This window comes from Streptomyces sp. NPDC006430 (assembly GCF_040612395.1).
Classification (GTDB): domain Bacteria; phylum Actinomycetota; class Actinomycetes; order Streptomycetales; family Streptomycetaceae; genus Streptomyces.
Genome location: NZ_JBEXQA010000054.1, coordinates 1 through 26,393 on the forward strand (window position 1 = coordinate 1; position 26,393 = coordinate 26,393).

Consider the following 26,393-nt stretch of genomic DNA (forward strand, 5'->3'; position numbering starts at 1 on the left):
GGTAGCCGGACAGAACAGTCGCAGGACAGTCCAGCAGGACGTCAGTCAGACCCTGAGCCACGACCACCGGAACCCGCTACGAGTATCAATGTCAGTCCTCCTCAGTAGGGTCCCCCCATGGCATACACGTTTCAGGTGACCATCGACTCCGCCGAGCCGCACCCCCTCGCCGACTGGTGGGCCGACGCCCTCGGGTGGGAAGTGGAGCCGACCGACGAAGAGTTCATCCGAACGACGGTCGCCGCCGGCCACGCCCGTGAGGAGGACACCACCACCCACCGCGGCGTCCTCGTCTGGAAGGCCGGCGCCGCCATCCGCCACCCCGAGGGACTCGACCGCGCGCCCCGCATCCTCTTCCAACTCGTCCCCGAGTCGAAGACGGTCAAGAACCGCGTCCACCTGGATGTCCGCACCGGCTCCGACGACCCGCAGGAGGTGGTCCGGCGTCTGATCGCCAAGGGCGCCCGGCACCTGCACGAGGGCCGCCAGGGTCCCTTCACCTGGACCACGCTCGCCGATCCGCAAGGAAATGAGCTCTGCGTATCGCACTGAGGGACCTGCACCGCGCACGGACCCGTGCGCCGACTCCGTCACGGCAGTCCCGTCCGACCAGCGATAATTCGATACCGGGCAACCCTCCCGCACGTGAGAATGAACCATCTCGAACCGGGAGGAACCCATGGGCCAGAGCCAGGCCTATCTGACCCTGCACGACCTGCTGCCGCCGCAGGAGTTGGCGGCAGCCGTCGAGGCCGGGCACGTGACCCGCAAGCCGCACCCCGAACTGCCGCTGTCCATCTACACCTACACGCGCACGGCACAGTACGAGCGCGTCTGGAACCGGGTGACCACGCGCTGCCGAGGACTCGTCGCCGACGACACCACCGGCGAGATCGTCGCGCTGCCGCTGCCGAAGTTCTTCAACGTCGGCGAGCACGAGTCCGGCCAGCCGTACGCACCGGCCCTGCCCGACGAGCCGTTCGAGGTGTACGACAAGGTTGACGGCAGTCTCGCGGTGGTCTTCCACTACGCGGGCAGCTGGCGGGTGGCCTCCAAGGGGTCCTTCATCAGTGCCCAGGCGACCTGGGGGCAGCGCCGGCTCGACGGCCGGGACACCTCGGCCCTCGTCCCCGGCGTCACGTACCTCGCCGAGGTCCTGTACCCGCAGAATCGTATCGTCGTCGACTACGGCGAACGCCGGGACCTGGTCCTGCTCGCCGCGTTCGGTCGGGACGGCACCGAGGTGCCGCTTGCCGAGGCCGCGGCCCACTGGCAGGGCATCGGGTCCGTCGTCACGGTGTGGCCCGCCATGCCGCTCGACGAGCTGATGGCGCTGGCCGAGTCGAACACGATGCCCGGCGGGGAGCGCGCCACCGGCACCGACGCCGAGGGCTTCGTGCTGCGGTTCGCCTCCGGCGTGCGCGCGAAGGCCAAGCTGGCCGAGTACGTGCGCCTCCACAGGCTTGTCACCGGCGTCACCGAACGGGACATCTGGCGCAGCCACGGCATCGAGCGGTTCACCGGTCTGCCCGTCAAGGAGCTGGCCCAGGGCCTGAACTGCACGGTCGCCGACATCGAGGCCTCGGGCGGCAAGCCCCTCGACGCACTGCTGGAACAGGTACCGGACGAGTTCGACGCCTGGGTGCGCGAGGTGGTCGCCCGCCTCGACGCCGCGGCGGCGCAGCGCGAGCGCGCCATCGACGAGGCGTTCGCGCAGCTCGCCCACCTGGCAGGGGACCGGGGCGCGTTCGCGCGCGCCGTGAAGGCCCTTCCCGACCGCTGGATGCGTGCCGCGATGTTCCTGCGCCTGGACGACCGGTCCACCGAGCTCGTCGTATGGCGGGACGTGCGGCCCGAAGCGTCCGACCCCTTCACCACCGATGAGGAGAACTGACCAGTGTCCGAAGACCCCGTACGCCCCGTCGTCCACGTCATGACGGGGTTGCCGGCCTCGGGGAAGACGACCGCCGCGCGCGCCCTGCAGGCCGAGGCCGCAGGGCGGATGCGCCGCGTCAACCTGGACGACCTGCGGGCCATGCTCGATCTGCCCGACCCGGAGCGGGGCCGTTCGTACCGGCACGAGCAAACCGTACTGGCCATCCAGGACACGGCGGTGCGCGCTGCCGTGGAGGACGGGTTCGACGTGGTCGTCGACAACACGCACCTGACCTCCCGCATCCCCAAGCGGCTGAAGGCGGCGGTCGGTGGGCGCGCCACCTTCGTCGTGCACGACTTCACCGACGTGCCGGTGGAGGAGTGCCTGCGCCGGGACGCCGCCCGTGAGCGGCCGGTCGGCGAAGAGGTCATCCGGATACTGGACGGCAAGCGCATGAGCGCCAAGAAGGGCGGCTGGCGGCTCACCGCGGAGTGGTTGAACGACCAGCCCGCGGTCGAACCGTACGTCGCCGACCCGGCGCTGCCCCCGGCGGTCATGTGCGACATCGACGGAACGCTCGCGCTGACCGGCGACCGCAGCCCGTACGACTTCTCGCGCTGCGAGATCGACCTGCTCAACGCCCCGGTGCGGTACGCGCTGGACGCCTTCAAGCGGGCCGACGGTGACACGGTCGTGCTGCTGTCGGGACGCGGCGAGGAACACCGGTTGCAGACGGAGGCGTGGCTGCGACGCCACGAGGTCCCCTACGACGAGCTGTGGATGCGTCCGCTCGGCGACACGCGCCGCGACGACGTGGTGAAGGCGGAACTGTTCGATGCACACGTGCGTCACCGGTACGCGGTGCGGGTGTCGCTGGACGACCGGGACCGCGTGGTCGCGGTCTGGCGCCGGATGGGATTGCCCACCTGGCAGGTCAACTACGGCGACTTCTGAGCCGCGGGAGCCGCGGGAGCCGCCCATACTGGCGCCATGAGCGTGTTGATCGTGGACGCCGCGAATGTCGTCGGTTCCGTGCCGGACGGCTGGTGGCGGGACCGGCGGGGCGCGGCCGAACGCCTGCGCGACCGCCTCGCGGAGCAGCGCCCGGTCGGGGGCGAGGGGATCCACGGCATCGAGGGCATCGAGGAGATCGTCCTCGTGGTCGAGGGCGCCGCCCGGGGCGTCGAGTCCGTGCCCGGAGTACGGGTGGACCCGGCGCCCGGGAGCGGCGACGACCGGATCGTGGAACTGGCCGCGTCCCTCGAAGGACGCGGCTGCGTCGTGGTCACGGCCGACCGGGAACTGCGCGAGCGGGTGCGGGCGTACGGGGCGCAGTGCCTGGGGCCGCGCGCCGTACGCCCGGTGGACTGACCGGTCGGTGAAGGGCAGGTCGATGTCCGGACCGGAAGGTCAGTCGCACCACTTCACGTCGTCCTGGTTCTTCACGTACCGGGCGGCGACCCAGATCTCCTTCTCTTCCTTGCCGTTCCTGTCGTCGCCTTCGAGCGACTCGTCCGAGGACTGCTTCTCGTCGCCGGGCCGCTGTCCGTGCTCCTTCTTCTCGTCGCCGGGCCGCTGTCCGTGTTCCTCCCGCTCGTCGCCGGGCCGCTGTCCGTGCTCCTTCTTCTCGTCGCCGGGCCGCTGTCCGTGTTCCTCCCGCTCGTCGCCGGGCCGCTGTCCGTGCTCCTTCTTCTCGTCGCCGGGCCGCTGTCCGTGTTCCTCCCGCTCGTCGCCGGGCCGCTGTCCCTGCTCCTTCTTCTCGTCGCCAGGCCGCTGTCCGTGCTCCTCCTTGGGGTGGAGGCGGTACCAGAGGTCGTTGCCGTCGATCGATTCGCCGTGCGTCTTGCACACGATGGCGACCTTGTGGCGCGGCTTCACCTGGCCCACAGCCTTGAAGCGGGTACTCGGCCCGCTGCGGAGCTTCAGCGGGCCGTGCGAGACGACCTTGCCGACGGCGTAATCCCTGTCGTGGTGCGCTCCGGACTGGTCGTTCTCCGGCTCGTCGGCAACGACCCCTTGCGACGGCGTGTCGGCCATCGGGTCCTCGTCCGCGACGGCGGTGCCCGCGCCGACCAAGCCGAGCACCAGGCTTCCGGCGGCGAGAGCGAGAATGGTCCTGGTGGGCTTCTGCATGTGCAGGCTCCTCTACGAAGACATCCGCCCGGCCGCGATGCGCCGCGGGCCGGGGCGGCGACCAGGCGGTCGCCAGGGATGACTATGGCGAGGCAGGGGCGTCCCGCGCCGTTGACTCACCGCCGTTTAGCCCGAAATGCCCAATCTGCTTCCGTTTGGTCACGCTTCGGATCGGAGGGAGGATCGCGAGTCGAGGCACCCGTTCGAGGGACTCCCGTGCCTCCTCCCGCTCGTTAGCATTCCTGTCAGGGCTTGCCGTGTGTCCGTGGGAGCCCTGCGGGACCGTGTGGGACCGCACGGCAAGCGCGATCATGCGCGTCCGACGAGGAGGGGTCCGATCATGCAGACGAGCAACGGCGTGGTGGCGAGCGAGATTCCCGGTGCGGTGTGGGTGAAGAGCAGTTCCAGCGTGGGCAACGGCAACTGCGTTGAGGTCGCCGCCCTGCCCGGCGGAGGCGTGGCGATGCGCAACTCGCGCTTCCCCGACGGGCCGGCGCTGGTGTTCACGACCGCCGAGATCGAGGCGTTCATCGAAGGGGCAAAACATGCAGAATTCGACCATCTGGCTGGATGACGGCTCAAGCTGAGGCCAAGGCTTGAGGGGTAGACAGGGGCAAACCATTCTGTGACGGACCGTTGTCGTCGTCATAGGGAGTCGCCATGTCCGCCCTCCGTGAGCCGCTGCCCGAGCCCGTCGCTCCCGTCCTTCCGTTGGGAAGGGAGACGAGCCGGGCAGCGGCCGACCGCCTGCTGGGGCAGGAACTGCGCAGGTGCCGGGAGGCCCGCGGCCTCACCCTGAGGCAGGTCGCACCGGTCGTACGCGGATCGGTGTCGAAGATCAGCCGGATGGAGCGGGGCGAAAGCCCCCCGAAGCCGCGTGACGTGCGGGATCTGGCCCGCTTCTACGGCGTCGATGCCGACGGGATGCGGGCACTCGAACGGCTCCTGGAGCACGCCCGCGACTCCGAGTGGTACGAGCAGTTCAGCGACGTCACGCCCGACTTCCTCAAACGGCTGATCCAGCTCGAAGGAGACGCCGAGGAGATCTGCGTCTACGAGAACCTCGTCGTCCCCGGCATCCTCCAGACCCGCGAGTACGCCCGGCACATGGTGCGGGCCGTCATGCCCAGCGCCGATCCCGAGGAGGTCGAACGGGTCGTCGAACTGCGCACCGAGCGTCAACTGCGATTAATGGACGGCCCCCTGCCCCGGGTGACCGCCTTGTTGGAAGAGGGCGTCCTACACCGCCGCTGCGGCAACGCCGCCGTCATGCACGAGCAGCTCACCCACCTGCTGCGGGCCGGCGAAACGGAGAAGGTGAGCATCCGCATCCTCAAGATGACCCGGGAGTACGGGGCCACGCCGCCCTACCCGATCACCCACCTGAAGTTCCGCGACGGTGAGCACGCCGAGCTGGCGTACGTGGAACACGTCAACGGCGCGAACTACGTGACCAGGCCGCGCGCCCTCGACGACTACCGCAACGCCCTGAGCAACCTGCGCCACGCGGCGGCGTCCAAGGACGAGAGCGTCTTCCTGATCCGGGAGGCGGAGCGGCAGTTCAGCCACTAAGCGGGCGGTCCTCAGAGCCGGCCCACCCCGCCCCACTCGACCCAGTCCCGCGGTCGGTTCTGCGGGGGTGGCGGCGGGATGTCGGGCCGCCAGTCGACCACGTCGACGAGACCGGGGTCGAGGACGTCCAGGCCGTCGAAGTACCGGCGCACCTCGTGGGTTTCGCGCACCCGGCCCCACGTGCCGTGCGTGGTGACGTCCATGAGCTGGGTGACGTCACGGCGTACGACGGGGTCGTCGCTGACGAGCTGGCAGATCACCATGCAGCTGCCCGGCGGCAGCAGCGCGGCGGTGTTGCGCACGACCGCGGCGGGGTCGTTGTCGTCGTCCGTGTCCCGCAGGCAGTGCAGGACGGACACGAACAGGGCGGCGATGGGCCGGTTCCAGTCCAGGAAGCGGTCCGTGTCCTGCCGGATCTGCCGGGTCATCCGCAGGTCGTGGGGCAGGACCAGCGTCCGGCCGTCCTCGTGCAGGGCGGTCTGGGCGTGCGCGAGGACCATGGGATCGTTGTCGATGTACACGACCTTGCAGGTGGGGTCGGCCCGCTGCGCCACCTCGTGCACGTTGTCCTGGGTGGGTAGACCGGAGCCGTGGTCGAGGAACTGTCGGATTCCGTACTCCTCCACGAGGACGTGCACGACGCGCCGCAGGAACGCCCGGTTGTTGCGGGCCAGCAGCTGAGTGCTGGGGGCGATCTGCAACAGCCTGGTGCAGGCCTCGCGGTCGCTGGCGTAGTTCTCCACCCCGCCCAGGAGCCAGTCGTACATCCGGGCGACGCTCGGGGTGTGCATGTCGATCAGGGGTTTCTGCGGCTGCTGCCCCGACTCCATCGGCCCTGCCCTCCTCACGGCCCGGTCACGGGCCTGTGGTTGAGGTAACGGCCCATGGTACGGGGGATCGCCCGCGCGCCGCACGTCATCGCCCCGGGCTGAATTCCGCCGAAGTCCGTATGCGCGGGTCCGGGGCCGCCGCCACAGTGGGTGCCATGGGTATCGATGACTACAGCGGCGGCCCCGGGGCCCAACAGACCGGCGTACTGGTGGTGACCACGAACGACGTCCCCGGCTACCGGGTCGAGCGGGTCATCGGCGAGGTCTTCGGCCTCACCGTGCGCTCCCGCCACCTCGGCAGCCAGATCGGCGCAGGCCTGAAGTCCATGATCGGCGGTGAGCTGAAGGGTCTGACCAAGACCCTGGTGGAGACCCGCAACCAGGCCATGGAGCGGCTCATCGAAGCGGCGAAGTCCCGCGGCGCCAACGGCGTGCTGATGATGCGGTTCGACGTGACCGATGCGGCGGACGTGGGGACCGAGGTGTGCGCGTACGGGACCGCGGTCGTGCTCGCCCCCGTTTCCGCCTGACCTCCTCGGCGATCCGAGCCCCTCAAGGGGATGCGGGCGCCCGTTCCTGCTGGGGCGCGGGCCGCTCCCGGACCGGCCCGCGTCGGGGGCCCGTGAGCCCGGCGGCCAGTCCGGCGACCACCACGACCAGTCCCAGCCACACCGGCAGCCCCGGCACCCCACCACCCGTGCACGCGCCGATGGCGGCTGCGGCCAAGGGCGCGACCCCGGTCAGCAGCCCGGCCCGGCCGGCGCCCACCGCGGCCACGGTGCGGTACCAGAGCAGGAACGCCACGGCGGTCACCATGACGGCGAGGTAGCCCACGGCCGCCCACTGGGTCGGGCCGAGCGCCAGCAGGTCGGACGGGCGCCCGGTCAGCAGCGTCAGCACCCCCAGCATCACGGCCCCCAGCCACACCGCGTGTACGGAGACCCCCCACGGTCCGTGGCGCCGCAGCACCGGCACGGCGAGCAGGGTGAACCCGGCTTCGCAAGCCAGCGCGAGTGCCGCCCAGGCCACCCCGGCGGCGTCCGTGCGGCCCGTGCCCTCCACCAGGACGGCCCCGGCCATGACGACGGGGGCCGCCCACAGGACCCGCCGGCTGGGGCGGCGGCGCTCCAGCAGCGGGCCCAGCACCCCGAGGAGGATCGGTACGGATGCCACGGCGACGGCGATGACGGCCGGCTCGGCATGCTCGACGCCGCGTACGACGGCCACGTTGAACAGCACGAGGCCGGTGGCTGCGATCCCGGCCAGCCACAGCCACTCCCGGCCGCGCGGCCGCAGGACCGTCACCCGGGCGACGCGGGCGAACGCGAGCAGGAGCAGCGTGGCGACCGCGTACCGGACGGCCTGGGTGGCGAAGACGGGGGCGTGGATCAGGGAACGCGAGACGGTGACGCTGCCGCCGAGCAGCACCATGCCGATGGTGCCGGGGGCGAGATCGCGCAGTGTGCCGGAGGCCGGGGGAGCGGAGGTGTTCATAGCGGCCAGCCTCTGCCACCATTGGACCCATGAGCAGTGCCGAACCGCATCACTCTGAGGGGTCCAAAAGTGCAGGTTCGGACTTCCTCCAGCTCGACATCGGCCAGGCGCCGCCGGGCGGGCGCACCGAGTGGCTGACGGCCCGCATCCGCGCCGCCATCGCGGACGGCACGCTCCCCGGGGGCAGCAGGCTCCCGGCGGGCCGGGTCCTCGCGGCGGAGCTCGCGGTCTCCCGGGGGCTCGTGACCGAGGCCTACCAGCGCCTGGCGGACGCCGGCCAGGTCGTGGGCCGCGGCCGCGCGGGGACCGTCGTGGTCGCCGCGCCCGGCGTGTCCGCGGCGGCGACCGCGGCAGGGCCCCAAGCCGCGGGTGACGTCCCGGCGGGGCCGTTCGGGCCGCAGCCGGGCGGCCCGCTCGTGGACGCGCTGCGCGCCGCACCGTGTCGGATCGACCTCTCGCCGGGCGTCCCGGACCTCACCGCCTTCCCGCGGACGGCATGGCTCCAGGCCGAGCGCCGCGTACTGGCCGGGCTGACGCCGGCCGACTTCGGCTACGGGAACCCGCAGGGCGCTCCGGCGCTGCGGGCGGCGGTCACCGGTTGGCTGGCCCGCAACCGGGGGATCCGCGCCGAACCCGAGGAGGTCGTCATCGTCGCCGGCGTCGCCCAGGCACTGGGCCTGCTGGCCCACGTCCTGCGCGAGGACGGCGTACGGACGGTCGCCGTGGAGGACCCCGGCTCGCTCGGGGCACGCCAGCAGCTGGAGTACGGACGGCTGCACACGGTGCCGGTGCCGGTGGACGAGGGCGGGCTGGACACCGCGGCGCTCCGGGCGAGCGGGGCCGGGGCGGTGCTGCTGACCCCGGCCCACCAGTTCCCGACCGGAGTGGTGCTCGACGGCGAGCGCCGTCGGGAGCTGCTCGGCTGGGCGGCGGCCGGGGGCCTGGTCATCGAGGACGACTACGACGCCGAGCACCGCTACGACCGCGCACCCGTCCCCGCGCTGCGCGCCCTGCTGCCCGAGGGCGTCTGCTACGCGGGAAGCGTGTCCAAACTGCTCGCCCCCGCACTGCGCCTGGGCTGGCTGCTGGTCCCCCCGCGGCTGCGCGAGGCGGTGGCCGCCGCCAAACGCTACGCGGACCTCGGCAATCCGGTCCTCGCCCAGCTGGTGCTGGCCCGGCTGATGGAGTCGGGCCAGCTGGAACGCCACCTGCGCTTCGTCCGGCGCCGCCACCGCCGCCGGCGGGACACCATGCTCCGGGCCGTCGGCGCGCACCTGCCGGGCGCCCGGGTGCACGGCGCGGCGGCCGGTCTGCACCTGATGGTCACCTTCGACGGCGCGGCCTTCGAGGACACCGCCCTCGCGGCGGCGGCCCTGACCCTCGGGGTCAAGACCCACCCGTTGTCCTGGCACCGGGTCCGCTCCGGACCCCCGGGGCTGGTCCTGGGGTACGCCGCGGGCCCGCCGAGCGAGCTGGAGGAGGGGATCGCGCTCCTGGGCGAGGCCCTGCGCCGGGTGCACTGACCCCCTGCGTGCGCCGGCGGGCGCAGCGGCCGGCCCCGCCTGTGGCGGACCTGGCCTGCGGCGGACCCCGGCGCGGGAGGCACCGGCGCGGGCGGCGCCAGGGGCGAACTTTATGCTCGGGGCCATGCACCCCGCGTCCGCCCCCGACATTTCCGTGATCATCGCCGTTTACGACGCGATGCCGTACCTGAACGCGTGCCTCGACTCCGTGCTGGGGCAGACCCTGGGGGCCGAGCGACTGGAAGTCATCGCGGTCGACGACGGCTCGACCGACGGCAGCGGCGCCGAGCTGGACCGCTACGCGGCCCGGTACCCGCAGGTGCGCGTACTGCACCAGCCGAACTCCGGCGGCCCGGGCGGGCCGCGCAACCGGGCCCTCGACCTGGCCCGCGGCCGGTACGTCTTCGTCCTCGACTCCGACGACTACCTCGGCCCCGAGGCGCTGGAGCGGCTGCTCGACATGGCCGAGACCCAGGGCAGCGACCTCGTGCTCGCCAAGCAGGTCGGACTCGGCCGGACCGTCTCGGAGAAGGCACACCGGCACGCCGAGGACGCCGACCTCTACACCTCGGAGGTCTACCGCTCCCTGCACTCGGGCAAGCTGATGCGCCGTCAGGTCATCGAGGGCACGCACCTGCGCTACCCGGAGGACCTCTGGTACGGCGAGGACCAGGTCTTCGTCACGGCCGTGTTCCTGGCCGCCGGGAAGATCTCGGTGGTCGGCGACTACGACTGCTACTTCCTGCGCCACCGTGACGACGGCCGGAACATCACCGCACGCCCCCGCACGGCCCACGAGACGGTGGCGCACATCGAACGCGTCATGGCTCTGGTGGCCGAGCGGGTGCAGGATCCGGTGGGGCGGCGCCGGATGCTCGGCCGGCACTTCCGCAGCCTGCTGCGCACGGCGCTGCGGCCGGCCGTCGCGGCCCGACACCAGAACCCCGCCTTCACGGCGGAGGTCTACGAGCGGTCGCGGGCGCTGGTGGAGACGTACTGGAAGCCGGACATGGGCGGCGAACTGCCCCGGATCGACTGGATCCGGCTGTACGCGTTCGCCTGCGGCCCGCTGACCGCGTTCGAGCGGCTGGTGGAGTACGACCCGGCGAAGGAGCCGGCGCCGCGCGAGATCGTCGACGACGGCCGCGTGTACCGCTGCTTCCCGCTCTTCCGCGACCCGGCGGCCGGGCTGCCCGACGTGCTCTTCGACGTGACGGAGCAGCTCAAGACCCACCACCAGCTGGCATCGATGACCTGGCAGGGGGGCCGGGTACGGCTGACCGGCCACGCGTACATCCAATCGCTCGGGACCGACCGCATGCAGAGCGAGCTGGTGCTGCGGGCACGGGAGACGGGCAGCGAGCACGTCGTACCGGTCCGGTCCCGCCCGGCACCGGAACTCGCGGCGCAGGACCCGGAGTTGACGATGGCCGGGTTCCTGGCGGAGCTCGACCTGGCCGAGGTGCCCGGGGGCGGCCCGATCCTGCCCGGCACCTGGGACTGCTTCTTGAACGTGCGGGCGGACGGCGTCACGCGCTCGGTCCGGCTGGGTCGCCGGCACGCGCCCGACCTCGACCGCACGGCGCGCCGGGCCCGCGTCGTCGCCCACGACCCGGGCGGCGCGACCGAACTCGCGGCAGCCGCCTTCTTCACCGCGTACGGCAATCTCAGCTTCGAGGTGGTCCGCCGGATCCCGCTGCCGCCCAAGGCGTGAAGAAGTTTTTCGGAATCAGCGGCAACCTCCCGGGACCTCGCGCGTCGTGCGGGGGTGAAGGGCGTCATTCCGCGTCCCGCAGTCGACCGTGGAGAACCACCGTGACCACCGTGAAGAACCTGAAGCGCGTCCCCCTGGCCGTCCGCCGGGCTGCCCTCACCGCTGCTGCAACCGGGGTGGTCGTCGCCCTGGCCGGACCCGCCTTCGCCGCGCAGGGGGTTTCGGCCGCCCCGTCGCCCGCCCCCAGCGTGTCCCCGAGCGCGGTGCCCAGCGTGCTCCCGACCACTGCCCCCACGCCGTCGCGCAGCGTGCCTCCGACGACGGCGCCCAGCGTCCAGCCCACGCCGTCGCGCAGCATGCCTCCGACGGCGACGCCGTCCGCCCAGCCCAGCACGGCGCCCTCGGCTGCCCCCTCGGTGACCCCGGCGCCGGCCGGCGACCAGCTCGCGCACACCGGATCCTCCGCGACCACCGCAGCACTCGGGGCCGGAGCCGCCGGGCTCATCGCCGCCGGGGCCGGGACCCTGTACGCCCTGCGGCGCCGGGCCAACGGCTGAGGACCACCGTGCTCCACCTCGCACCACCCGCACCCTGCGCACGCCCCCTCACGCCCGGCCTCGGCCGGGCGTGGCGGGGCTTGTGGTCGTGGGTGCTCCGCCGCGAGCGGGCCACCCCGCCGCCCCCCGCGCAGCCGTACGGCCACGGTCCCGCGTACGGGTCCGTGTCCGCGTACGGGTCCGCGTACGACGGCGGCGTCCTGCGCGGTGACGCGCCGCAGCCCACCGTGACCGAGCTCTACCACGCCCACCGGCTACGCATGGTCCGGCTGGCGGTGCTGCTCGTCGACGACCTGGCCACCGCCGAGGACGTGGTCCAAGACGCCTTCACGGCCCTGTACCGACGCCACGGGGAACAGATCAGCGAGGTCGACAACGCCCTGGGCTACCTGCGCACGGCCGTCGTCAACACCTCCCGGTCCGTACTGCGCCGCAGACGCACGGCCCGGGCGTGGACGCCGCCCGAGGCGCCGGACCTCCCCTCGGCGGAGGAACACGTCGTCCTCGACGAGGCGCACCGCGAGGTCCTCGCCGCACTCGGCCGCCTGACCCCGCGCCGCCGGCAGGTCCTCGTACTGCGCTACTGGGCGGATCTCAGCGAGGCGGAGATCGCGACCACCCTCGGGATCAGCCGTGGCGCGGTGAAGTCGAACGCGAGCCGCGCCCTGGACGCGCTGGAACGGATTCTGGAGGGACGGATATGACGCACGGCGAACACCCCGGCGAGCGCCCCGTCGAGCGCAGGCTGCGCCGGGCCCTCGACGCCCGCGCTGCCGGGATCACCGTCCGCGAGCTGCGCCCCGCGGATCCGCCGGGGCCGCACCTGCGGCGGCTGACCGTCGCGCGGCTGCGGCTGGGTCTGCGACGGTTCGCGCTGCCGTTGGCGGGACTCGCAGCGGCTGCCGCCGCGGTGGCCGGGTACGTGCTGCTGGCCCCTGGCGCGGCACCGGTCCGCCCGGTGCCGCCCGCCGCGCCGCCGGAGATCACCGGACCCGGGCCGACCTCGGGGTCCGCCACCCCGGGCCCGTCTGCGGTGCCGTCGCCGAGGCCCTCCTCGGCCCCCGGGACCCGGCCGGCGCTCACGCCCGGCCCGACGCCGACGCCGACGCCGACCCCGTCGGGCAGGCGGTCGGCCTCGCCGTCGAGGGCCTCGTCCCCGTCCGCCGTCCCTTCGTTCTCGCCGCGTGTGTCCCCGTCCTCGCCGAGCGCTGGTCCCACCGGGTGATGCCGGCGATCCGGACTGCGCACCGCCGGACCGGCCCGCGGGCAGTCCGGGCCTGGCCACTGGGGTCCGTGGTCGGGCGTCGGAGCTCGGAACTCGACCGGGGCGGCTGGCGTGGGCACGGTCGGCCGGAATGCCGACGCAGAGCCACCGTGACACGCTGAGGCGGGGGATCTCGCCGGTCCCGCGACGCTCGGCCGGCTCTGCCACCCGAGGAGATCGACATGGCCAGTGACGCCACCAGTCCGCGAGCAGGCCGCGCGCACCCGAGTCCGTCGCATGCACCCACGTCTGGTACCACCGTCGCGGCGGCAGTCCTGATGATCTTCGGCGGGGCGATGGCGATCTTCGAAGGGATCGCGGCCCTCGCCAAGGACGACCTGTTCGTCGTGACCCGCCACTACGTGTTCGAATTCGACCTGACGGCCTGGGGCTGGATCCACCTCATCGTCGGCATCGTTCTCGTCCTGGCCGGAGTCGCCGTGCTCGGTGGGGCCCTGTGGGCGCGCTACTTGGGGGTCGCCGTCGCCAGTCTGGGAGCGATCGCCAACTTCCTGTGGCTGCCGTACTACCCCTGGTGGGCCATGGCGTTGATCGCCGTCAACATCTTCGTCGTGTGGGCGCTGTGCACGGGTATGCACCGGGAAGCGGACGAGGGCCTGACTGCCTGACTGCCTGACTGACGACCCCGAGCCGACCGTCCAACGTCCGCGAGCCGACTGCCCGAAGACCTGGACGCGCTACGCGACGCCGGGCCGGGCGTTCTCCACGGCCGCGACCAGCGGCGCGAGTTCGGGGTCGCGGGCGGCCTCGTCCAGCGCCTCGCGCAGTGCGGTGTCGTTGGTCGGCCTGGCAGCGGCCAGCAGCGCCAGGCCGGCCGCGCTGACGTCGGTGTAGATACCCCGCCGGTCCGTGTCGCAGATGTAGCGGTTCAGTAGCCCGCGGTCCTCCAGCCGGCTGACCAGCCGGGTGGTCGCGCTCTGGCTGAGCACCACCGAGTCGGCCACCTGGTGCATGCGCAGGTGGCCGCCCGGTCCGTCGTGCTGGCGGCTGAGGACGTTCAACAGCGCGTATTCGCGCACGCTCAGCCCGTGTCCGGCTTGCAGCGCCCGCTCGATGTGGGTCTCGATCCGTCCGTGCAGGAGGGAGAGGGCGCACCAGCCCTGCGCGAGAGCGGTGAGTGCGCTGTCCGTGGCCGTCATGGCTGCTCCTTCGAACGGTGTCCCGGGTGCGCTCCCAGGATAGGCCACTGTCGCAATAGCCCGCGCTTGCAAATATCCCGCGCTTGCAATTAATGTGGACGCACGTAAGCGGCGACGGCAAGTGTCGCGACAGCACCACACCCTCCCCCCTTGAAGGGCACCCCCTCATGCCTCTCGCACTCCTCGCCCTCGCCATCGGGGCCTTCGGGATCGGCACCACCGAATTCGTGATCATGGGACTCCTCCCCGAGGTGGCCGCCGACTACGGCGTGTCCATCCCCACCGCCGGCTACCTGGTCACCGGATACGCCCTCGGCGTCGTCCTCGGCGCCCCGCTCATGACCGTTCTGGGCACCCGTGTCCCCCGCAAGCGCATGCTGATGCTGCTCATGGGCCTGTTCGTCGCGGGCAACGTGCTCTCCGGGCTGGCCCCCGTCTTCGGGGTCATGCTCGCCGGGCGCGTCGTCGCCTCCCTCGCCCACGGCGCCTTCTTCGGGATCGGCTCGGTGGTCGCCGCCGGGCTGGTCGCCCCCGAGAAGAAGGCCGGCGCGATCGCCATGATGTTCACCGGCCTGACCGTGGCCAACGTGGTCGGCGTCCCGCTCGGCACCCTCGTCGGTCAGACCCTCGGCTGGCGCGTCACCTTCCTGATCGTCGCCGCCCTCGGCGTCCTCGGCCTGCTCGGCATCGCCAAGCTGGTTCCCGAACTGCCCCGGCCCGGGGACGTCCGGCTCCGCCACGAGCTGGCCGCCTTCCGCAACGTCCAGGTGCTGCTCGCGATGGCGATGACCGTCCTCGGCTTCGGCGGCGTCTTCGCCGCGATCACCTACATCACCCCGATGATGACCAACGTCGCCGGCTTCGCCGACACCTCCGTCACCTGGCTCCTCGTCCTCTTCGGCCTCGGCATGGTTGCTGGCAACCTCGTGGGCGGCCGGTTGGCCGACCGTGCCCTGATGCCGATGCTGTACGTGTCCCTGGGCGCGCTGGCCCTCGTCCTGGCCCTCTTCACCCTCACCGCCCACAGCAAGGCCGGCGCCGCCGCCACGATCGTCCTCATCGGCGCCCTCGGCTTCGCGACCGTGCCGCCGCTGCAGAAGCGGGTCCTCGACCAGGCCGCCGGAGCCCCCACCCTGGCCTCCGCCGTCAACATCGGCGCCTTCAACCTGGGCAACGCGCTCGCAGCCTGGCTCGGGGGGCTCGTCATCGCCGCCGGGCTCGGCTGGACCGCCCCGAACTGGGTCGGCGCCGCCCTGGCCGCCTCGGCCCTGCTGCTCGCCGTGGTCTCCGGCGCGCTGGAGCGGCGTACGTCCTTGCGCCCCGGCGCCGTCGGCGTCGGCGTCGGCGCGCTCGATCAGGAGCACGCCTTCGCCGCCGCCGCGCGCGACGCGCTGATCTGACGCAAGCCTTCACCCGTCCGGTCGCGCTCCCGTGTCCCCCGTGCCAGGTTGGTACGGGGGACACGGGGGACACGGGAGCATGATGAAACGTTCCGGACAGGTCAGGAGAGGTCGCGTCATCGCGTCGACGACAGTCGCCGCGCTGGTCTGCCTTGCCGTCCAGGGCTGCGCGGCCACCGGAAGCCCGGCCCGGGCGCCGAGCGCCGTCCCGACGGGTTCGGCGACTGCCGCCCCCTCACCGCCCGCCTCCGCCGCCCCCGCCCCCACACCCACCCCGTCCTTCGCGCTGTCCACCGCGCCGCGCACCATCCCGGCCGTACGGGAGCACGTCCCGGCCCGCGGTCCCGGCTGGAAGCCGTCCGCCGCCGCACGGGTCGTCATACCGCCCCGGGACGGCGCTGCCCTCGCCGACGAGGGCAAGCTGCTCGCCGGTGAACTGAACATGGGCTTCGCCGAGTCCGCCGCCCCGCGCCCCGGGGACGTGGAACTGACCCTCGGCGCCAAGAACTCCGGGCCGCCCGAGTCCTACACCCTCACCGTCCGTGACGGCCGGGTCCGGGTCACCGGCCCCGACGAGGCCGGCGTCTTCTACGGCACCCGCACCCTCAAGCAAGAGGTCAAGTCGGCCGGTTCGGCCCCCGAGGGCACCGTCCGTGACGCCCCGGCCAAGCCCCAGCGCGGCCTCGGCCTCGACATCGCCCGCAAGTACTTCACGGCCGGCTGGATCGAGGACCGGCTGCACGAGATGGCCGACCTCAAGCTGAACCAGCTCGGCCTGCACTTCTCCGACGACCAGGCCTTCCGGATCCAGTCCGACACCCACCCCGAGATCGTCTCCACACCGCACCTGACCAAGGCCGAGGTCCGGCGGATAACCGCGCTCGCCGCACGCCTGCACATCACCGTGGTGCCCGAGATCGACTCGCCCGGGCACCTCGGGGCGGTACTGCGCGCCCACCCGGGCCTGCAACTGCGCGACGTACGGGGCAGGGCGGTCAAGGGCGCAGTGGACATATCCAATCCGGCCGCGGCCAAGCTGATCGACGAACTGCTGCGGGAGTACCTGCCCCTGTTCCCCGGTGGGTTCTGGCACCTGGGCGCTGACGAGTACCAGGCGCTGGTGTACCGCGATCCGCAGGCCTCCTTCCCCCAACTCGCCCGGGCGGCGCAGCAGCGGTACGGGCCCTCGGCGCGGGTGCAGGACCTGGCGACGGGCTGGCTGAACGACCGGGCCGGCGTGGTGCGTCCTGCGGGCAGGGTGCCCAAGGCGTGGAACGACGGCTTCTTCACCGGGGGCGTGGTGCAGGCCGCCAAGGACATCCAGGTCGAGTACTGGACGGGCCGGGAGCTCGGGGCCCGGCCGCCGTTGGAGTACCTGAGGGAGGGCCGCACGCTGGTCAACCTCAACGACGAGTACCTGTACTACGTCCTCGGTGAGCCGAACCAGTTCACCTACCCGACCGGGCGCCGGATCTACGAGCAGTGGACCCCGATGGTGCTGCGCGGAACCACCGCGGTGCCCGCCCGGTACGCGGCACAGGTCCTCGGCGCCCGGCTGGCCGTGTGGTGCGACCTCGCCGGAGCCCAAACCCAGGCGCAGGTGGCGGAGGGGATCCGGCTCCCCCTGGCCGCGCTGTCCCAGAAGGTCTGGGACGCCCGCCCGCCGCAGCTCCCCTGGGTTGGTTTCAAGGCGCTCGCGGACCGGCTCCAGCCCCCAGGGTGATCCGCAAATTCGCTCGCCCGACGACTGCTCGCGTTGCTTGGATGCCGGCATGAACACCACACTGCCGGACGGCTACGAGATGTCCACCGACCCTGCCCGAATCGACGCCGCGCTCGTCCACCGGTGGCTGTCGCAGGACTCCTACTGGGCGCGCGGCCGGAGCCGGGAGAAGCAGGACCTGGCCATCGCGGGCTCGTTGAACTTCGGCGTGTACGACACCGCCTCGGGCGACCAACTCGGCTACGCCCGCGTCGTCACCGACGGGGCCACCTTCGCCTGGCTCTGCGACGTCTACGTGGACCGCGCCGTCCGGGGCAAGGGTCTGGGGACGGCCCTGGCCGCCGCGGTCCGTGACCACATGGCCCCGTACGGGCTGCGCCGGGTCCTGCTCGCCACGGCGGACGCGCACGGCGTGTACGCCAAGGTGGGGTTCGAACCGCTGGCGCACCAGGGCAAGTGGATGGTTCTCGGTGAGCAGTGAGCCGCCCCGAGCGGGCGGGCCCGGCCGGAGCAGGTGAGCCGGCCGGAGCAGGCGGGCGGACGGGTCCGCTACGGCCGGCCCGCATGCTCCCGGCGCTGCCAGCGACGCCGGACCGACCGGCCGATCAGCGGGAGGGCCAGGACCACGGTCAGGGTCCAGGTGGCGGCGAAACCCCAGATCAAGGGCTGCGACACGGTGATCGCCGCGGCGATGAGCAGGGCCAGCGTCACCGCACCGAGCAGGCAGGCGACCGCGGTGCGGTGACGCGGGGGCGTGGAGCTCAGGATCCGAGAGAGGGAGCGGTCGCCCTCGAGATCGGCCTCGATCGCCGAGAGGGCGCGCTGCTCGCGGTCGGAGAGTCCGGCTCCGTCCATGACGACCTCCATCGGCTGCCGTCGCCGGGCGGCGCGCACCGCAGCCTCTGACCTGCGAATACCCTGCCTGGCGCGGTCCAACCCTCACAGCCCGCCCGAGGCTGGGGGGACGGCCTGCCGGCCGGGGTTCACCAGATGGAGTTGACCCACTCCGGGTGGTCGATGAACGGGTTCCGGTTGTGCTGGTAGGTGTCGAAGATGACCTGGTTGCGGCGCTGCTCGAAGGCGTCCGGCGGGTCCTGCTGGTTCCACTGCTTCAGTACGCTGATCCGGCCCATGGCGGGGGCCGTACCGTTGTTGACCTTGTCGTTCATCTCCAGGTCGGCGAAGCCGTCACCGCCGTCGTAGCGCACGGCCATGTAGAGCAGCATCCGTGCGACGTCGCCCTTGACCGCGTCGCGCGGCTCGAAGGAGTCGGAGTCGGTGAAGCTGCCGGGCGCCTCCGAGACCGGGCTGCCGCCCCGGTCGAAGTCCTTGTTGCCGCGGGTGCTGTTGACCGTGACGTCCTCGGGGCGCAGGTGGTGGAGGTCCGTGCCGGGGCCCGTGGCGGTGCCGAAGTCGCCGTGGCTCTTGGCCCAGACGTGCTCGCGGTTCCAGTCGTTGGCGCCGCCGCCGTTGCTGGACTTGGACTGGGAGCGGCCCGAGTAGACGAGGATGACGTTGTTCGGGTTCGCCGGGTCCTGGTCGGTCACCTTCAGGGCGTTCCACACGCCGTCGTAGGTCACCTTGGACTGGTTCTTGATGATGTTGTGGAGAGCCGTCTTCAGTGCGGCTCCGGTCTTGCCCTCGGCGGTGGCGTAGTACGTGTCCACGGCGGTTGAGGCGGCGGCGGTCGCGTCGGCGTGGGGAGCCGCCGTCCGCTGCGAGCCCGCCGACGCGGTGGCGGGTATGAGGAGGAGGGTCGCGGCGGCGAGGCCGGCAGCCCAGGGAGTGCGGCTGAAAAGTCTCATGGTGTGGGGGCACCTCTTCACATTCACCGCCCCCGCCGGTGCAGTTGGCGGGGCGTCAGGTGGCAGAGCGAGGCTCACATTGTCATGTGCCGAACAGGTAAAAACTATGTGTCGGAAGGCCGGATTCTGTCCCTCGTCTTTCACTCGCGCGTTCGCCCCGCCCTCCGAACGGGTGAGACCCCCTTGGCAGAACGCCCGGGCCGCGGCACGGTGGCACAGGCCCCGGCGCGGGCCGAACCGACGCGGCCACATCGAACACCCCTACCAGGAGCAGCCCATGGCAGTGAAGATCCTCATCGTGACCGGCGACGCGGCGGAGTCGCTGGAGGTCCTCTACCCGTACCAGCGGCTGCGCGAGGAGGGGTACGAGGTCGACATCGCGGCGCCGACGGTCAAGAAGCTGCGGTTCGTGGTGCACGACTTCGAGGAGGGCTTCGACACGTACACGGAGAAGCCCGGCTACACCTGGCCCGCCGACGTGGCGTTCGCCGACGTGGATCCGCAGGAGTACGCGGCCCTGGTCGTCCCGGGCGGTCGGGCCCCGGAGTACCTGCGCAACGACCCCGAGGTCCGGCGGATCCTGGCCGCCTTCACCGGCTCCGACAAGCCGATCGCCCAGATCTGCCACGGTCCGCTGATCACCGCCGCGAGCGGCGGGCTGGACGGCCGGCGGGTGACCGCCTATCCGGCACTGGAACTGGACATGAAGGCGGCCGGGGCCGCGTACGAGGACTCCGAGGCCGTGGTCGACGGCACCCTGGTCTCGTCCCGTGCCTGGCCCGACCACTCGGCGTGGATGAGGGAGTTCCTGAAGGTACTGAGCGCCAAGGCCCCGTTGACCTGAGGCCCGCGGCAGCATCGGGCGGCCGGGTGGGGAAGGCGAAGGGGAGGTTCCCCATTCCGTTGTGAAGTGTCCGGATCGGGGACTGACGGGGCGGCGGAGGTGTGCTGAGGTGGCAGGGTCAGCCCGCTGCTTCAACTACCCCCGTTCCCAGTGCAGTTGAAAGGACACGCCATGCCCGGACCCTTAGGTCGGCGCAGGTTCGTCGGTGCAGCCGCAGCCCTTGGCGGCGCCGCGCTCGTGGGACCGCTCGCACCGCTCGCCCGGGCCCGGCCCGCCGCGTCCCGGCCGGACACCCTCGCCACCCCGCCCGGATTCCAACCCGAGGGCATCGCCGTCTCACCGGGCGGCCTCGCCTACACGGGGTCGCTGCTCGACGGATCGATCTACCGGGTGGACCTCGCCACCGGGGCCGGGCGCCTACTGACCGTGGGGCAGGGGGCGATGTCCGTCGGGCTCAAGCTCGACGGGCACGGTCGCCTGCTCGTCGCCGGCGGGGCGAGCGGTCAGATCCGCGTCGTGCACGCGGGTGACGGCCGGGTGCTGGCCACCCACCAGGCCGCCACCGGCACCGCCTTCGTCAACGACGTGATCGTCGGCTGCGGCGGGGCGTGGTTCACCGACTCCTTCAACGACGTCCTGTACTTCCTGTCGACCGGCTCCGGCTCCGGCCCCAGCGGGGCGCCGCGCACGGTGGAGCTCGGTGGAGAGTGGACCCCGACCCCGCCCGGCGGCCAGTCCTGGGGTTCCAACGGCATCGAGCGGACCCCGGACGGCCGGGCGCTGCTCGTGGTCAACGACAACGTGCAGGCCCTGTTCCGCGTCGACCCGCGCACGGGCGAAGCCGCCAGGGTCGCGCTCGACGGCGGTGCGGTGGGCAACGGGGACGGGCTCGTCGTCCACGGCCGCACGCTTTACGTCGTCCGCAACTGGAACTACTCCATCGACGTGTTCGCCCTCAGTGCGGACGGCCGGCGGGCCCGGTTCCTCAGGCAGATCACCGACCCGCGCTTCGACGAACCGACGACGGCGGCGGTCCACGCCGGCCGCCTCTACGTGGTCAACGCCGCCTTCGACTCCGACTGGTCGGACCCCACCACCTCTTCGACGATCGTCAGCTGCCCGTTGTGATCACGGGCGCGGGCTCGTTCTTGAAGTTGGCTGATCCGAAGTTCTTCTTCACGGCCGCGTCCCAGGACCCGTCCTGGACCATCTTCTTCAGGGCGTCGTTGATCTTGCCCTGGAGCTCCTTGTTGCCCTTCTTGACCCCGATGCCGTAGTTCTCGTTGCTCAGGCTCAGCCCGACCAGCTTGAACTTGCCCGTGTTCGCCTTCTGGGCGGCGTACCCAGCCAGGATGGAGTTGTCCGTGGTGAGGGCGTCGACCAGGCCGTCCTGGAGCGCGATGACGCACTCCGAGTAGCCGTCGAGCTCCAGGAGGCTGGCCTTGGGGGCCAGGTTCTTCCTGATGTTCTCGGCCGAGGTGGAGCCGGTGACCGAGCAGAGCTTCTTGTTGTTGAGGTCCTCGGCCTTGGTGATCGTGGTTTCGTCGGCGCGGACCAGCAGGTCCTGGTGCGCGAGGAAGTAGGGGCCGGCGAAGTCGACCTTCTCCTTGCGCTTGTCGTTGATCGAGTAGCTGGCCGCGACGAACTTGACCTCGTTGTACTGGAGCAGCAGCTCGCGGTCGGAGCTGTCGACCCGCTTGAACTCGATCTGCTCCGGCTTGTAGCCGAGCTGCTTGGCGATGTACGTGGAGACGTCCACGTCGAAGCCGGAGAAGGTGCCGCTGGCCTCGCGCAGTCCGACACCGGGCTGGTCGAACTTGATGCCGATGGAGAGGTTCCCCTGGGGGCCGTCGTCACCGCCGCACCCGGAGGCGGTCAGGGCGAGGCCGATCACTGCGGCAAACGCACCGGCCTTGGGAACCTTCATGCTGCACTCTTTCCTAGGGAACGCGGGACGCGGAGCGGGATCGCCGGATCGCGTGGAACCGCGGGAACGTGACACGCGTCAACACGCGTGTACGAGGAAGCTAGGAAGGTGGCCGGCGTGGTGTCACTGGAATTGAGCAAAACTTGAGGTAACGATCCGGGATGGGCGGTGTTTCTGCGGCGCATTGCGCCGCGAACGGGATAAGGGGGTTGGGCGTAGTGGCAAGTTCGGTACGGATCGATGGAAATGCACTCCTCTTGGGCGATGGGGTAGATATCCGCTTCATTCGCACCTTGCGCCTCCCCGAGTCGGGTACGCACGCGCTGCCGCCGGGGCTGGGGGAGTTCCCACTGCGCCGGGTCGAGGACTACCCGGACACAGTGCCGCCCGAGTGGCTGGCCAAGGGCGGGGTGATGCTGCCCGTGTACCTGCGCGAGGCGATGTGGCTGAGCTTCGGTCGCAGCCGTGAGCCCGCCGCCCTCCAGGTCGGCGTCGGCAAGGTGTGCGCCGTCTCCGGTGCACGGTGGACGGGGCGGCTGGGCCGGTCCCCGCAGAATTACGTGGTGCTGCCGAGGCAGCCGTGGCTGGACGGGATCAACTCGGGCGACGGGACGGTGCGCCAGTTCGTTGCCGTACCGCTCGGGCTCGGCGCCACCGTCGAGGGCCAGGTCACCGGCGAGGAGACCGTGGGCGGGGTGCAGCTCCAGGCCTTCCCCCTGGCCGGGCCGGCTCTGGCGCGGTGGCGGGAGGCGGAGGCGGAGCGGATCCGTGCGGCCGGCAGGAGGGCCCGCGCGTCGGCGCCCGGAGGCTACGGCGGGTCGCCGGCGATGCCGATGGCGATGGCGCCTCCCGGCGCGCCCCCACCGGGCGGCGGACCGGTACCCGCGCCCGCGCCGGCCATGGGCCTGGGCGCCGGAGGCTCCATGCGGCAGGAGGTCTACCGGGACGAGCGACCGCTGTCCGACTGGGCCGGGGCGCCGGCCGGACGGGTCTTCGTCCACCTGGTGCCCCCGCCCGTGTGGAGCCGCATCACCGGCGAGGCCGCTCCGCCGTCGCCGGTCGACCGCGCCGCGTACACCCGCGCCGGGCTGCCCTGGTTCGACTACTACGACGAGACCGGCACCGACCTCGCGCCGTCCGACGCCCTGGCCCGGGTCAAGCCGGTGGGTGACTGGCTCGGGGACGACCACGCGCCGTGGACGTCACCGGCTCCCGGTCAGGTCAAACCCCTCGGGAACGCCCCGAGGCCGGGCAACGCGGTACAGGACGGCGAGTGGTGACGGCCCGGGGCGGGACGCCCCGTGGGTGGCGGGCCCCGGTTGATCACGAACAGCAGTCGGGCGAGTAACCAGTTCAAACTGGTGATCGAGTTTGAGCCGGCCGGCCGGTATGATCTCCCGCAGCAAGGCCGTAGCGCAGAGGTCGTCGCGCCCACGCATCGAGCTGGAGGACGTCGGTTCGAATCCGACCGGTCTTGCGTCTTCTTCATGTCGTTGTGGACGCCGGGCACCGGCGAAGGACCGGTGGAGTGGTGATGACACAGCCGACACCCGTACGGTGCCCCGCGATCGAGCACCCCGACCTGCCGCTCGCCGACCCGGCCGGGCTCGACCCGCTGCTCGCCCGGCTGGCCGCGGGCGAGGACGTCGAGGCCGACGAGGTCTTCCCGATCGGAACCCTGCGTGCGGACGGTCGCGTCGACCTGTGCAAGCAGGGCCTCGGACCGGCCGGTGCGGCCCGGGTCGCGGCAGCCGCCGCCGGCTCTCCGCACGCCCGGCACCTGTTGCTCGGCACGAACTCGATCGGCGACGAAGGAGCCCGTACGCTCGCGGGCGCCCTCGGCAACGGACACGGGCTGCACACCCTCTACCTGGGCTGCAACCGGATCGGCCCCGACGGCGTGACCGCACTCGCCGACGCCCTCGCGCACGACACCGGGGTCAAGGCCCTGTGGCTCAAGCGGAATCCGGTCCTCGAAGACGGCGCCCGGACCCTCGCCGACCTGTTGCGACGCAACCGGACGCTGCGCACCCTCGATCTGGTCAACACCGGCATCGGGACCGAAGGGGTACGCCTCCTCCTCGATGCCCTGCTCACCCGCGACACCCCCCTCGAACGGCTCTTCCTCGGCGGCAACGGCCTCACCGCCGAGGCCGCGCCCCTGCTCGCCGCCCTCATCCGGGAGGCCGACGTGCGGGAGTTGTACCTGCCGGCCAACCACCTCGGCGACGAGGGCACCGCGATCCTGGCCGCCGCCGCGGCCTCCGACCCCGCACGCCCGGTCCGCCTCGGCCTCGGTGGCAACGGCATCGGCCCGGCCGGCGCCCGAGCCCTCGCCGACGCCCTCGGTGCCATCGAAGCCCTGGACCTCGGGCGGGCGATGTCCGAGCGCAGCCTCGGCTCCACCGGCAACGCCACCGGCGACACGGGCGCGTACGCGCTGGCCGCCGCACTCCCCGGCAGCCCCCTGCGCCGCCTCGAACTGCGTCACACCGGGCTCACGGGCCGCGGCGCGAAGTGCCTGCTCGCCGCCGTCCCCGACGACTCCCCACTGGAGTACGTCGGCTTGGGCCCCGGCCTGCCCCGCAAGGTGAAGCGGTCCTTCGCCACGCGGCTGCGGCCGGCCCGACCCGCCCACCCCGACCTCGGCGCCATCACGAGCGTGTACCGGTGAGCCCGCGCACCGCACCGTCCGGAACAGCCGAAGAGGCTGCCCCGGCGCGGCTGCCCGGCGGATTCCTGGACGAGGACGGCCCGGCCTGGCAGCGGATCCGCCGCTACGCCGTACCCGGCTGGATGATCGAACGGGCCACCGGGCACCGGCTGGCCGGTGAGTGGCGGAAGGCCTGTGCAGCCGCCGCCGTGGACATCGCGTTCGGCCTGCCCGGACTCGCCGCCCGACACGGGGTCCCCGTCGCCGAGGCGGTGGAGGACGACCTGCGCCACCTCGCCCCGGACCTGGTGCGCTGGCACCTCCCGCGCGTCCTGGGCGGCCGTACGACCCTCGACCCCGACGTGCGCGTCCTGCTCGCCCGCTACGGGACCGGAGCCGACGCGCCGGTGCTGTCCGTCACCACCGGTCCGATGATCGACGGTCCGCAGCGGCTGAGGCTGCACTGCGCCCCGGTCGACCCGGCCGAGCACCGCATCCTCTACTCCTACGTCAACCACTTCCGCGCCGAGGACTGGACCGCCGCCCGACACCTCTGGGACGCCCGGCACACCGCCGAGCTGCGCGCACGCCACGGCAGCGCCGAAAGGCTGCCGTTCTTCGGCCCGGACGGCACCCCGCTGCGCGCACCCGAGCTCCCCACAGCGGACCCCGGCGCGGCCGACCCGGCCGGACACGCCGAGTGGGTCGCCCTGTGCCACGCCCGCGGAGAGTTCGCCGAGGCCTACGAGGCCGCCGGCATCGAACGGGACCTGACCGTGCCCGAAGAGCCCCGGCGCTACGGCAGGCCGATGGACCCGGAATCCCTCATGGCGACGTCCGCGCTCGACCTGACGCGGCTGGGGTCGGAAGTGCGGCGCCTCACGGAGGCCGGGGCGGGCGAACGGTTCCGGATATCCGTGCACTGGCGCGGCGGCCTTCTGGTGGAGCGGACGGGCTCCGGCCCGGACGACCGGCTCCGGATTCGGGCGATCAGCCGGGACGAGACGAAGGATCTGGCCCGGCTACCGCTGTTCGCCTGGAAGCGGCTCCCCGACCTCGAACTGGTCCGTACCGGCCGGATCACCCCGCGCGCACTGCATCCGCTGGTCAGCGCCGCCCTGTTCCCCGAGGCCGGCCCGGCCGCCGGTCCGCCCGGCCCTGACGAGCCGAAGCCGGTACGGGTGCGCTGCCGCGGCGAGTGGCACGAGGTCCACTCCCGGGGCGGCGTACTGGACCTCCTCCCGCACAGCCGCGAGGAGCAGCAGCGCGAGCGTGCCATGCGGGCGTTCGGCGGCGCCGTCGCCGGCTGCTTCGCCGTGCAACAGACCTGGACCACGGGCGAAGGGCGGCTGCCGCGCGCCCTGCGGGCGCAGCAGCGGGAGCTGTTCCTGCGGGCTCAGCACGGGGACACCCCGGGCGTCGTGGCGCTGCTCGACGCCGGGACGGACCCCCGGGTCCGGGACGCCCGCGGGTACACGCTGCTCCACGTGCTCCACCTCCTCGACCACGAGGTCCTGCTGCCCAGGCTGCTGACGGCGGGCCTGGACCTGGAGGCCCAGGCCAAGACGGGCCACACCCCGTTGCAACTGGCCGTCCAATGCGGGGGTTCCGCGGACCTGGTCCGGGAGTTCGTCGCGGCCGGCAGCCGGATCGACGTCGTCGACGAGTCCGAACTCTCGCTGGCCCAGGTCGTGCGTCGTTACAAACGCGCCGACCTCGCCTTCCTGCGCAGCCGGGTGGAGGAGGAGTTCCCCGACCTCGGCTCCGAATGGTTCGACGAGTACATGGACGAGCGCGACAGCGACGAACAGCACGAGGACGACGAGGACGCATGAGTTTCCTGAGTCAACCTCTATGCCGCCAGAGGCTCGTCGGTGGGCGCGTTGATCTTGCTGTTGGCTTGGTGGATGGCGGGGTC

At 72.2% G+C, this 26,393-nt stretch carries 28 protein-coding genes and 1 pseudogene; 22 read left to right on the forward strand and 7 right to left on the reverse strand.

The annotated features are described in order from the left end of the window. Positions 1-117 precede the first annotated feature (117 nt). From ABZZ20_RS35015 to ABZZ20_RS35030, 4 genes are all read left to right on the forward strand, one after another. Positions 118-552, forward strand: coding sequence for a VOC family protein (locus ABZZ20_RS35015; RefSeq protein WP_356876752.1), 435 nt, complete (start codon positions 118-120; stop codon positions 550-552). Positions 553-679: 127 nt separating this feature from the next. Further along, complete coding sequence (locus ABZZ20_RS35020) at positions 680-1,894, forward strand: T4 RnlA family RNA ligase (protein ID WP_356876754.1); 1,215 nt, start codon at positions 680-682, stop codon at positions 1,892-1,894. Positions 1,895-1,897: 3 nt separating this feature from the next. Further along, positions 1,898-2,830, forward strand: coding sequence for an AAA family ATPase (locus tag ABZZ20_RS35025; RefSeq protein WP_356876756.1), 933 nt, complete (start codon positions 1,898-1,900; stop codon positions 2,828-2,830). A gap of 36 nt (positions 2,831-2,866) precedes the next feature. Then, complete coding sequence (locus ABZZ20_RS35030) at positions 2,867-3,247, forward strand: NTP pyrophosphohydrolase (protein ID WP_356876758.1); 381 nt, start codon at positions 2,867-2,869, stop codon at positions 3,245-3,247. 39 nt (positions 3,248-3,286) lie between these two features. Here the strand turns inward: ABZZ20_RS35030 and ABZZ20_RS35035 are convergent, their stop codons facing one another. Next, positions 3,287-4,009 carry an SH3 domain-containing protein gene (locus tag ABZZ20_RS35035; protein ID WP_356876760.1) on the reverse strand — a complete coding sequence of 241 codons (723 nt, stop codon included), beginning with the start codon at positions 4,007-4,009 and terminating at the stop codon, positions 3,287-3,289. A gap of 340 nt (positions 4,010-4,349) precedes the next feature. On the opposite strand from ABZZ20_RS35035, the gene ABZZ20_RS35040 reads away from it, so the two are divergent. Both ABZZ20_RS35040 and ABZZ20_RS35045 read left to right on the forward strand, forming a co-directional pair. Further along, on the forward strand, positions 4,350-4,583 hold the full coding sequence (locus ABZZ20_RS35040) for a DUF397 domain-containing protein (RefSeq protein ID WP_356876762.1): 234 nt from the start codon (positions 4,350-4,352) through the stop codon (positions 4,581-4,583). Positions 4,584-4,669: 86 nt separating this feature from the next. Beyond that, positions 4,670-5,581, forward strand: a complete 912-nt coding sequence (locus ABZZ20_RS35045) for a helix-turn-helix transcriptional regulator (RefSeq protein ID WP_356876764.1) — start codon at positions 4,670-4,672, stop codon at positions 5,579-5,581. A gap of 11 nt (positions 5,582-5,592) precedes the next feature. Here ABZZ20_RS35045 and ABZZ20_RS35050 read toward each other — a convergent pair whose 3' ends face one another. Beyond that, positions 5,593-6,411, reverse strand: coding sequence for an SAM-dependent methyltransferase (locus ABZZ20_RS35050; RefSeq protein ID WP_356876766.1), 819 nt, complete (start codon positions 6,409-6,411; stop codon positions 5,593-5,595). A gap of 155 nt (positions 6,412-6,566) precedes the next feature. Here ABZZ20_RS35050 and ABZZ20_RS35055 point away from each other — a divergent pair, with 155 nt between their 5' ends. Continuing rightward, complete coding sequence (locus ABZZ20_RS35055) at positions 6,567-6,941, forward strand: YbjQ family protein (protein WP_356876768.1); 375 nt, start codon at positions 6,567-6,569, stop codon at positions 6,939-6,941. Between the two features lie 22 nt (positions 6,942-6,963). Here the strand turns inward: ABZZ20_RS35055 and ABZZ20_RS35060 are convergent, their stop codons facing one another. After that, complete coding sequence (locus ABZZ20_RS35060) at positions 6,964-7,905, reverse strand: DMT family transporter (RefSeq protein WP_356876770.1); 942 nt, start codon at positions 7,903-7,905, stop codon at positions 6,964-6,966. 29 nt (positions 7,906-7,934) lie between these two features. On the opposite strand from ABZZ20_RS35060, the gene ABZZ20_RS35065 reads away from it, so the two are divergent. The 6 genes from ABZZ20_RS35065 (at position 7,935) to ABZZ20_RS35090 (ending at position 13,592) form a co-directional block, all read left to right on the forward strand. Further along, positions 7,935-9,428 (forward strand): PLP-dependent aminotransferase family protein, encoded by a 1,494-nt coding sequence (locus ABZZ20_RS35065; protein ID WP_356876772.1) that lies wholly within the window; start codon positions 7,935-7,937, stop codon positions 9,426-9,428. 124 nt (positions 9,429-9,552) lie between these two features. Beyond that, positions 9,553-11,142 (forward strand): glycosyltransferase, encoded by a 1,590-nt coding sequence (locus tag ABZZ20_RS35070; protein ID WP_356876774.1) that lies wholly within the window; start codon positions 9,553-9,555, stop codon positions 11,140-11,142. Positions 11,143-11,243: 101 nt separating this feature from the next. Then, positions 11,244-11,699 (forward strand): LPXTG cell wall anchor domain-containing protein, encoded by a 456-nt coding sequence (locus ABZZ20_RS35075; RefSeq protein ID WP_356876776.1) that lies wholly within the window; start codon positions 11,244-11,246, stop codon positions 11,697-11,699. Between the two features lie 164 nt (positions 11,700-11,863). Next, entirely contained in the window at positions 11,864-12,403 is a 540-nt protein-coding gene (locus tag ABZZ20_RS35080; protein WP_356876806.1) for a SigE family RNA polymerase sigma factor, read from the forward strand. After that, on the forward strand, positions 12,400-12,924 hold the full coding sequence (locus ABZZ20_RS35085) for a hypothetical protein (protein ID WP_356876778.1): 525 nt from the start codon (positions 12,400-12,402) through the stop codon (positions 12,922-12,924). The genes ABZZ20_RS35080 and ABZZ20_RS35085 overlap by 4 nt, the downstream gene beginning before the upstream one ends. A 221-nt stretch (positions 12,925-13,145) precedes the next feature. After that, a complete protein-coding gene (locus tag ABZZ20_RS35090; protein ID WP_356876780.1) occupies positions 13,146-13,592 on the forward strand; it encodes a hypothetical protein in 447 nt (148 codons plus the stop codon). 69 nt (positions 13,593-13,661) lie between these two features. Here the strand turns inward: ABZZ20_RS35090 and ABZZ20_RS35095 are convergent, their stop codons facing one another. Continuing rightward, positions 13,662-14,123, reverse strand: a complete 462-nt coding sequence (locus tag ABZZ20_RS35095; protein WP_356876782.1) for a MarR family transcriptional regulator — start codon at positions 14,121-14,123, stop codon at positions 13,662-13,664. A 167-nt stretch (positions 14,124-14,290) separates the two neighbouring features. On the opposite strand from ABZZ20_RS35095, the gene ABZZ20_RS35100 reads away from it, so the two are divergent. The 3 genes from ABZZ20_RS35100 to ABZZ20_RS35110 all read left to right on the forward strand — a co-directional run bounded on the left by ABZZ20_RS35100 (position 14,291) and on the right by ABZZ20_RS35110 (position 17,727). Further along, positions 14,291-15,523 (forward strand): MFS transporter, encoded by a 1,233-nt coding sequence (locus ABZZ20_RS35100; RefSeq protein WP_356876784.1) that lies wholly within the window; start codon positions 14,291-14,293, stop codon positions 15,521-15,523. 79 nt (positions 15,524-15,602) lie between these two features. After that, on the forward strand, positions 15,603-17,246 hold the full coding sequence (locus tag ABZZ20_RS35105) for a glycoside hydrolase family 20 protein (RefSeq protein WP_356876786.1): 1,644 nt from the start codon (positions 15,603-15,605) through the stop codon (positions 17,244-17,246). A gap of 49 nt (positions 17,247-17,295) precedes the next feature. After that, positions 17,296-17,727 (forward strand): GNAT family N-acetyltransferase, encoded by a 432-nt coding sequence (locus ABZZ20_RS35110; protein ID WP_356876788.1) that lies wholly within the window; start codon positions 17,296-17,298, stop codon positions 17,725-17,727. 68 nt (positions 17,728-17,795) lie between these two features. On the opposite strand, the gene ABZZ20_RS35115 is transcribed toward ABZZ20_RS35110, so the two are convergent. Continuing rightward, positions 17,796-18,101: a DUF3040 domain-containing protein gene (locus tag ABZZ20_RS35115; protein ID WP_356876790.1), complete on the reverse strand. Its 306-nt coding sequence runs from the start codon at positions 18,099-18,101 to the stop codon at positions 17,796-17,798. Positions 18,102-18,229: 128 nt separating this feature from the next. Continuing rightward, entirely contained in the window at positions 18,230-19,051 is an 822-nt protein-coding gene (locus tag ABZZ20_RS35120) for an endonuclease (RefSeq protein ID WP_356876792.1), read from the reverse strand. Between the two features lie 277 nt (positions 19,052-19,328). On the opposite strand from ABZZ20_RS35120, the gene ABZZ20_RS35125 reads away from it, so the two are divergent. Next, the gene (locus ABZZ20_RS35125) at positions 19,329-19,895 is read left to right on the forward strand and encodes a DJ-1/PfpI family protein (protein WP_356876794.1); all 567 of its coding nucleotides are present in this window, start codon (positions 19,329-19,331) and stop codon (positions 19,893-19,895) included. Between the two features lie 171 nt (positions 19,896-20,066). Beyond that, positions 20,067-21,023 carry a superoxide dismutase gene (locus ABZZ20_RS35130; protein WP_356876796.1) on the forward strand — a complete coding sequence of 319 codons (957 nt, stop codon included), beginning with the start codon at positions 20,067-20,069 and terminating at the stop codon, positions 21,021-21,023. Here the strand turns inward: ABZZ20_RS35130 and ABZZ20_RS35135 are convergent. Continuing rightward, positions 21,007-21,822 carry a glutamate ABC transporter substrate-binding protein gene (locus tag ABZZ20_RS35135; RefSeq protein WP_356876798.1) on the reverse strand — a complete coding sequence of 272 codons (816 nt, stop codon included), beginning with the start codon at positions 21,820-21,822 and terminating at the stop codon, positions 21,007-21,009. The two genes, ABZZ20_RS35130 and ABZZ20_RS35135, sit on opposite strands and share 17 nt — an antisense overlap. A 161-nt stretch (positions 21,823-21,983) precedes the next feature. Here ABZZ20_RS35135 and ABZZ20_RS35140 point away from each other — a divergent pair, with 161 nt between their 5' ends. The 4 genes and pseudogenes from ABZZ20_RS35140 to ABZZ20_RS35155 all read left to right on the forward strand — a co-directional run bounded on the left by ABZZ20_RS35140 (position 21,984) and on the right by ABZZ20_RS35155 (position 26,310). Then, entirely contained in the window at positions 21,984-23,102 is a 1,119-nt protein-coding gene (locus ABZZ20_RS35140) for a hypothetical protein (RefSeq protein WP_356876800.1), read from the forward strand. A gap of 124 nt (positions 23,103-23,226) precedes the next feature. Beyond that, positions 23,227-23,299, forward strand: a pseudogene (locus tag ABZZ20_RS35145). A 57-nt stretch (positions 23,300-23,356) separates the two neighbouring features. Then, positions 23,357-24,496 (forward strand): gala protein, encoded by a 1,140-nt coding sequence (locus tag ABZZ20_RS35150; protein ID WP_356876802.1) that lies wholly within the window; start codon positions 23,357-23,359, stop codon positions 24,494-24,496. Next, complete coding sequence (locus tag ABZZ20_RS35155) at positions 24,493-26,310, forward strand: ankyrin repeat domain-containing protein (RefSeq protein WP_356876804.1); 1,818 nt, start codon at positions 24,493-24,495, stop codon at positions 26,308-26,310. Before ABZZ20_RS35150 ends, ABZZ20_RS35155 begins: the two co-directional genes overlap by 4 nt. The last annotated feature ends 83 nt before the right edge of the window (positions 26,311-26,393 follow it).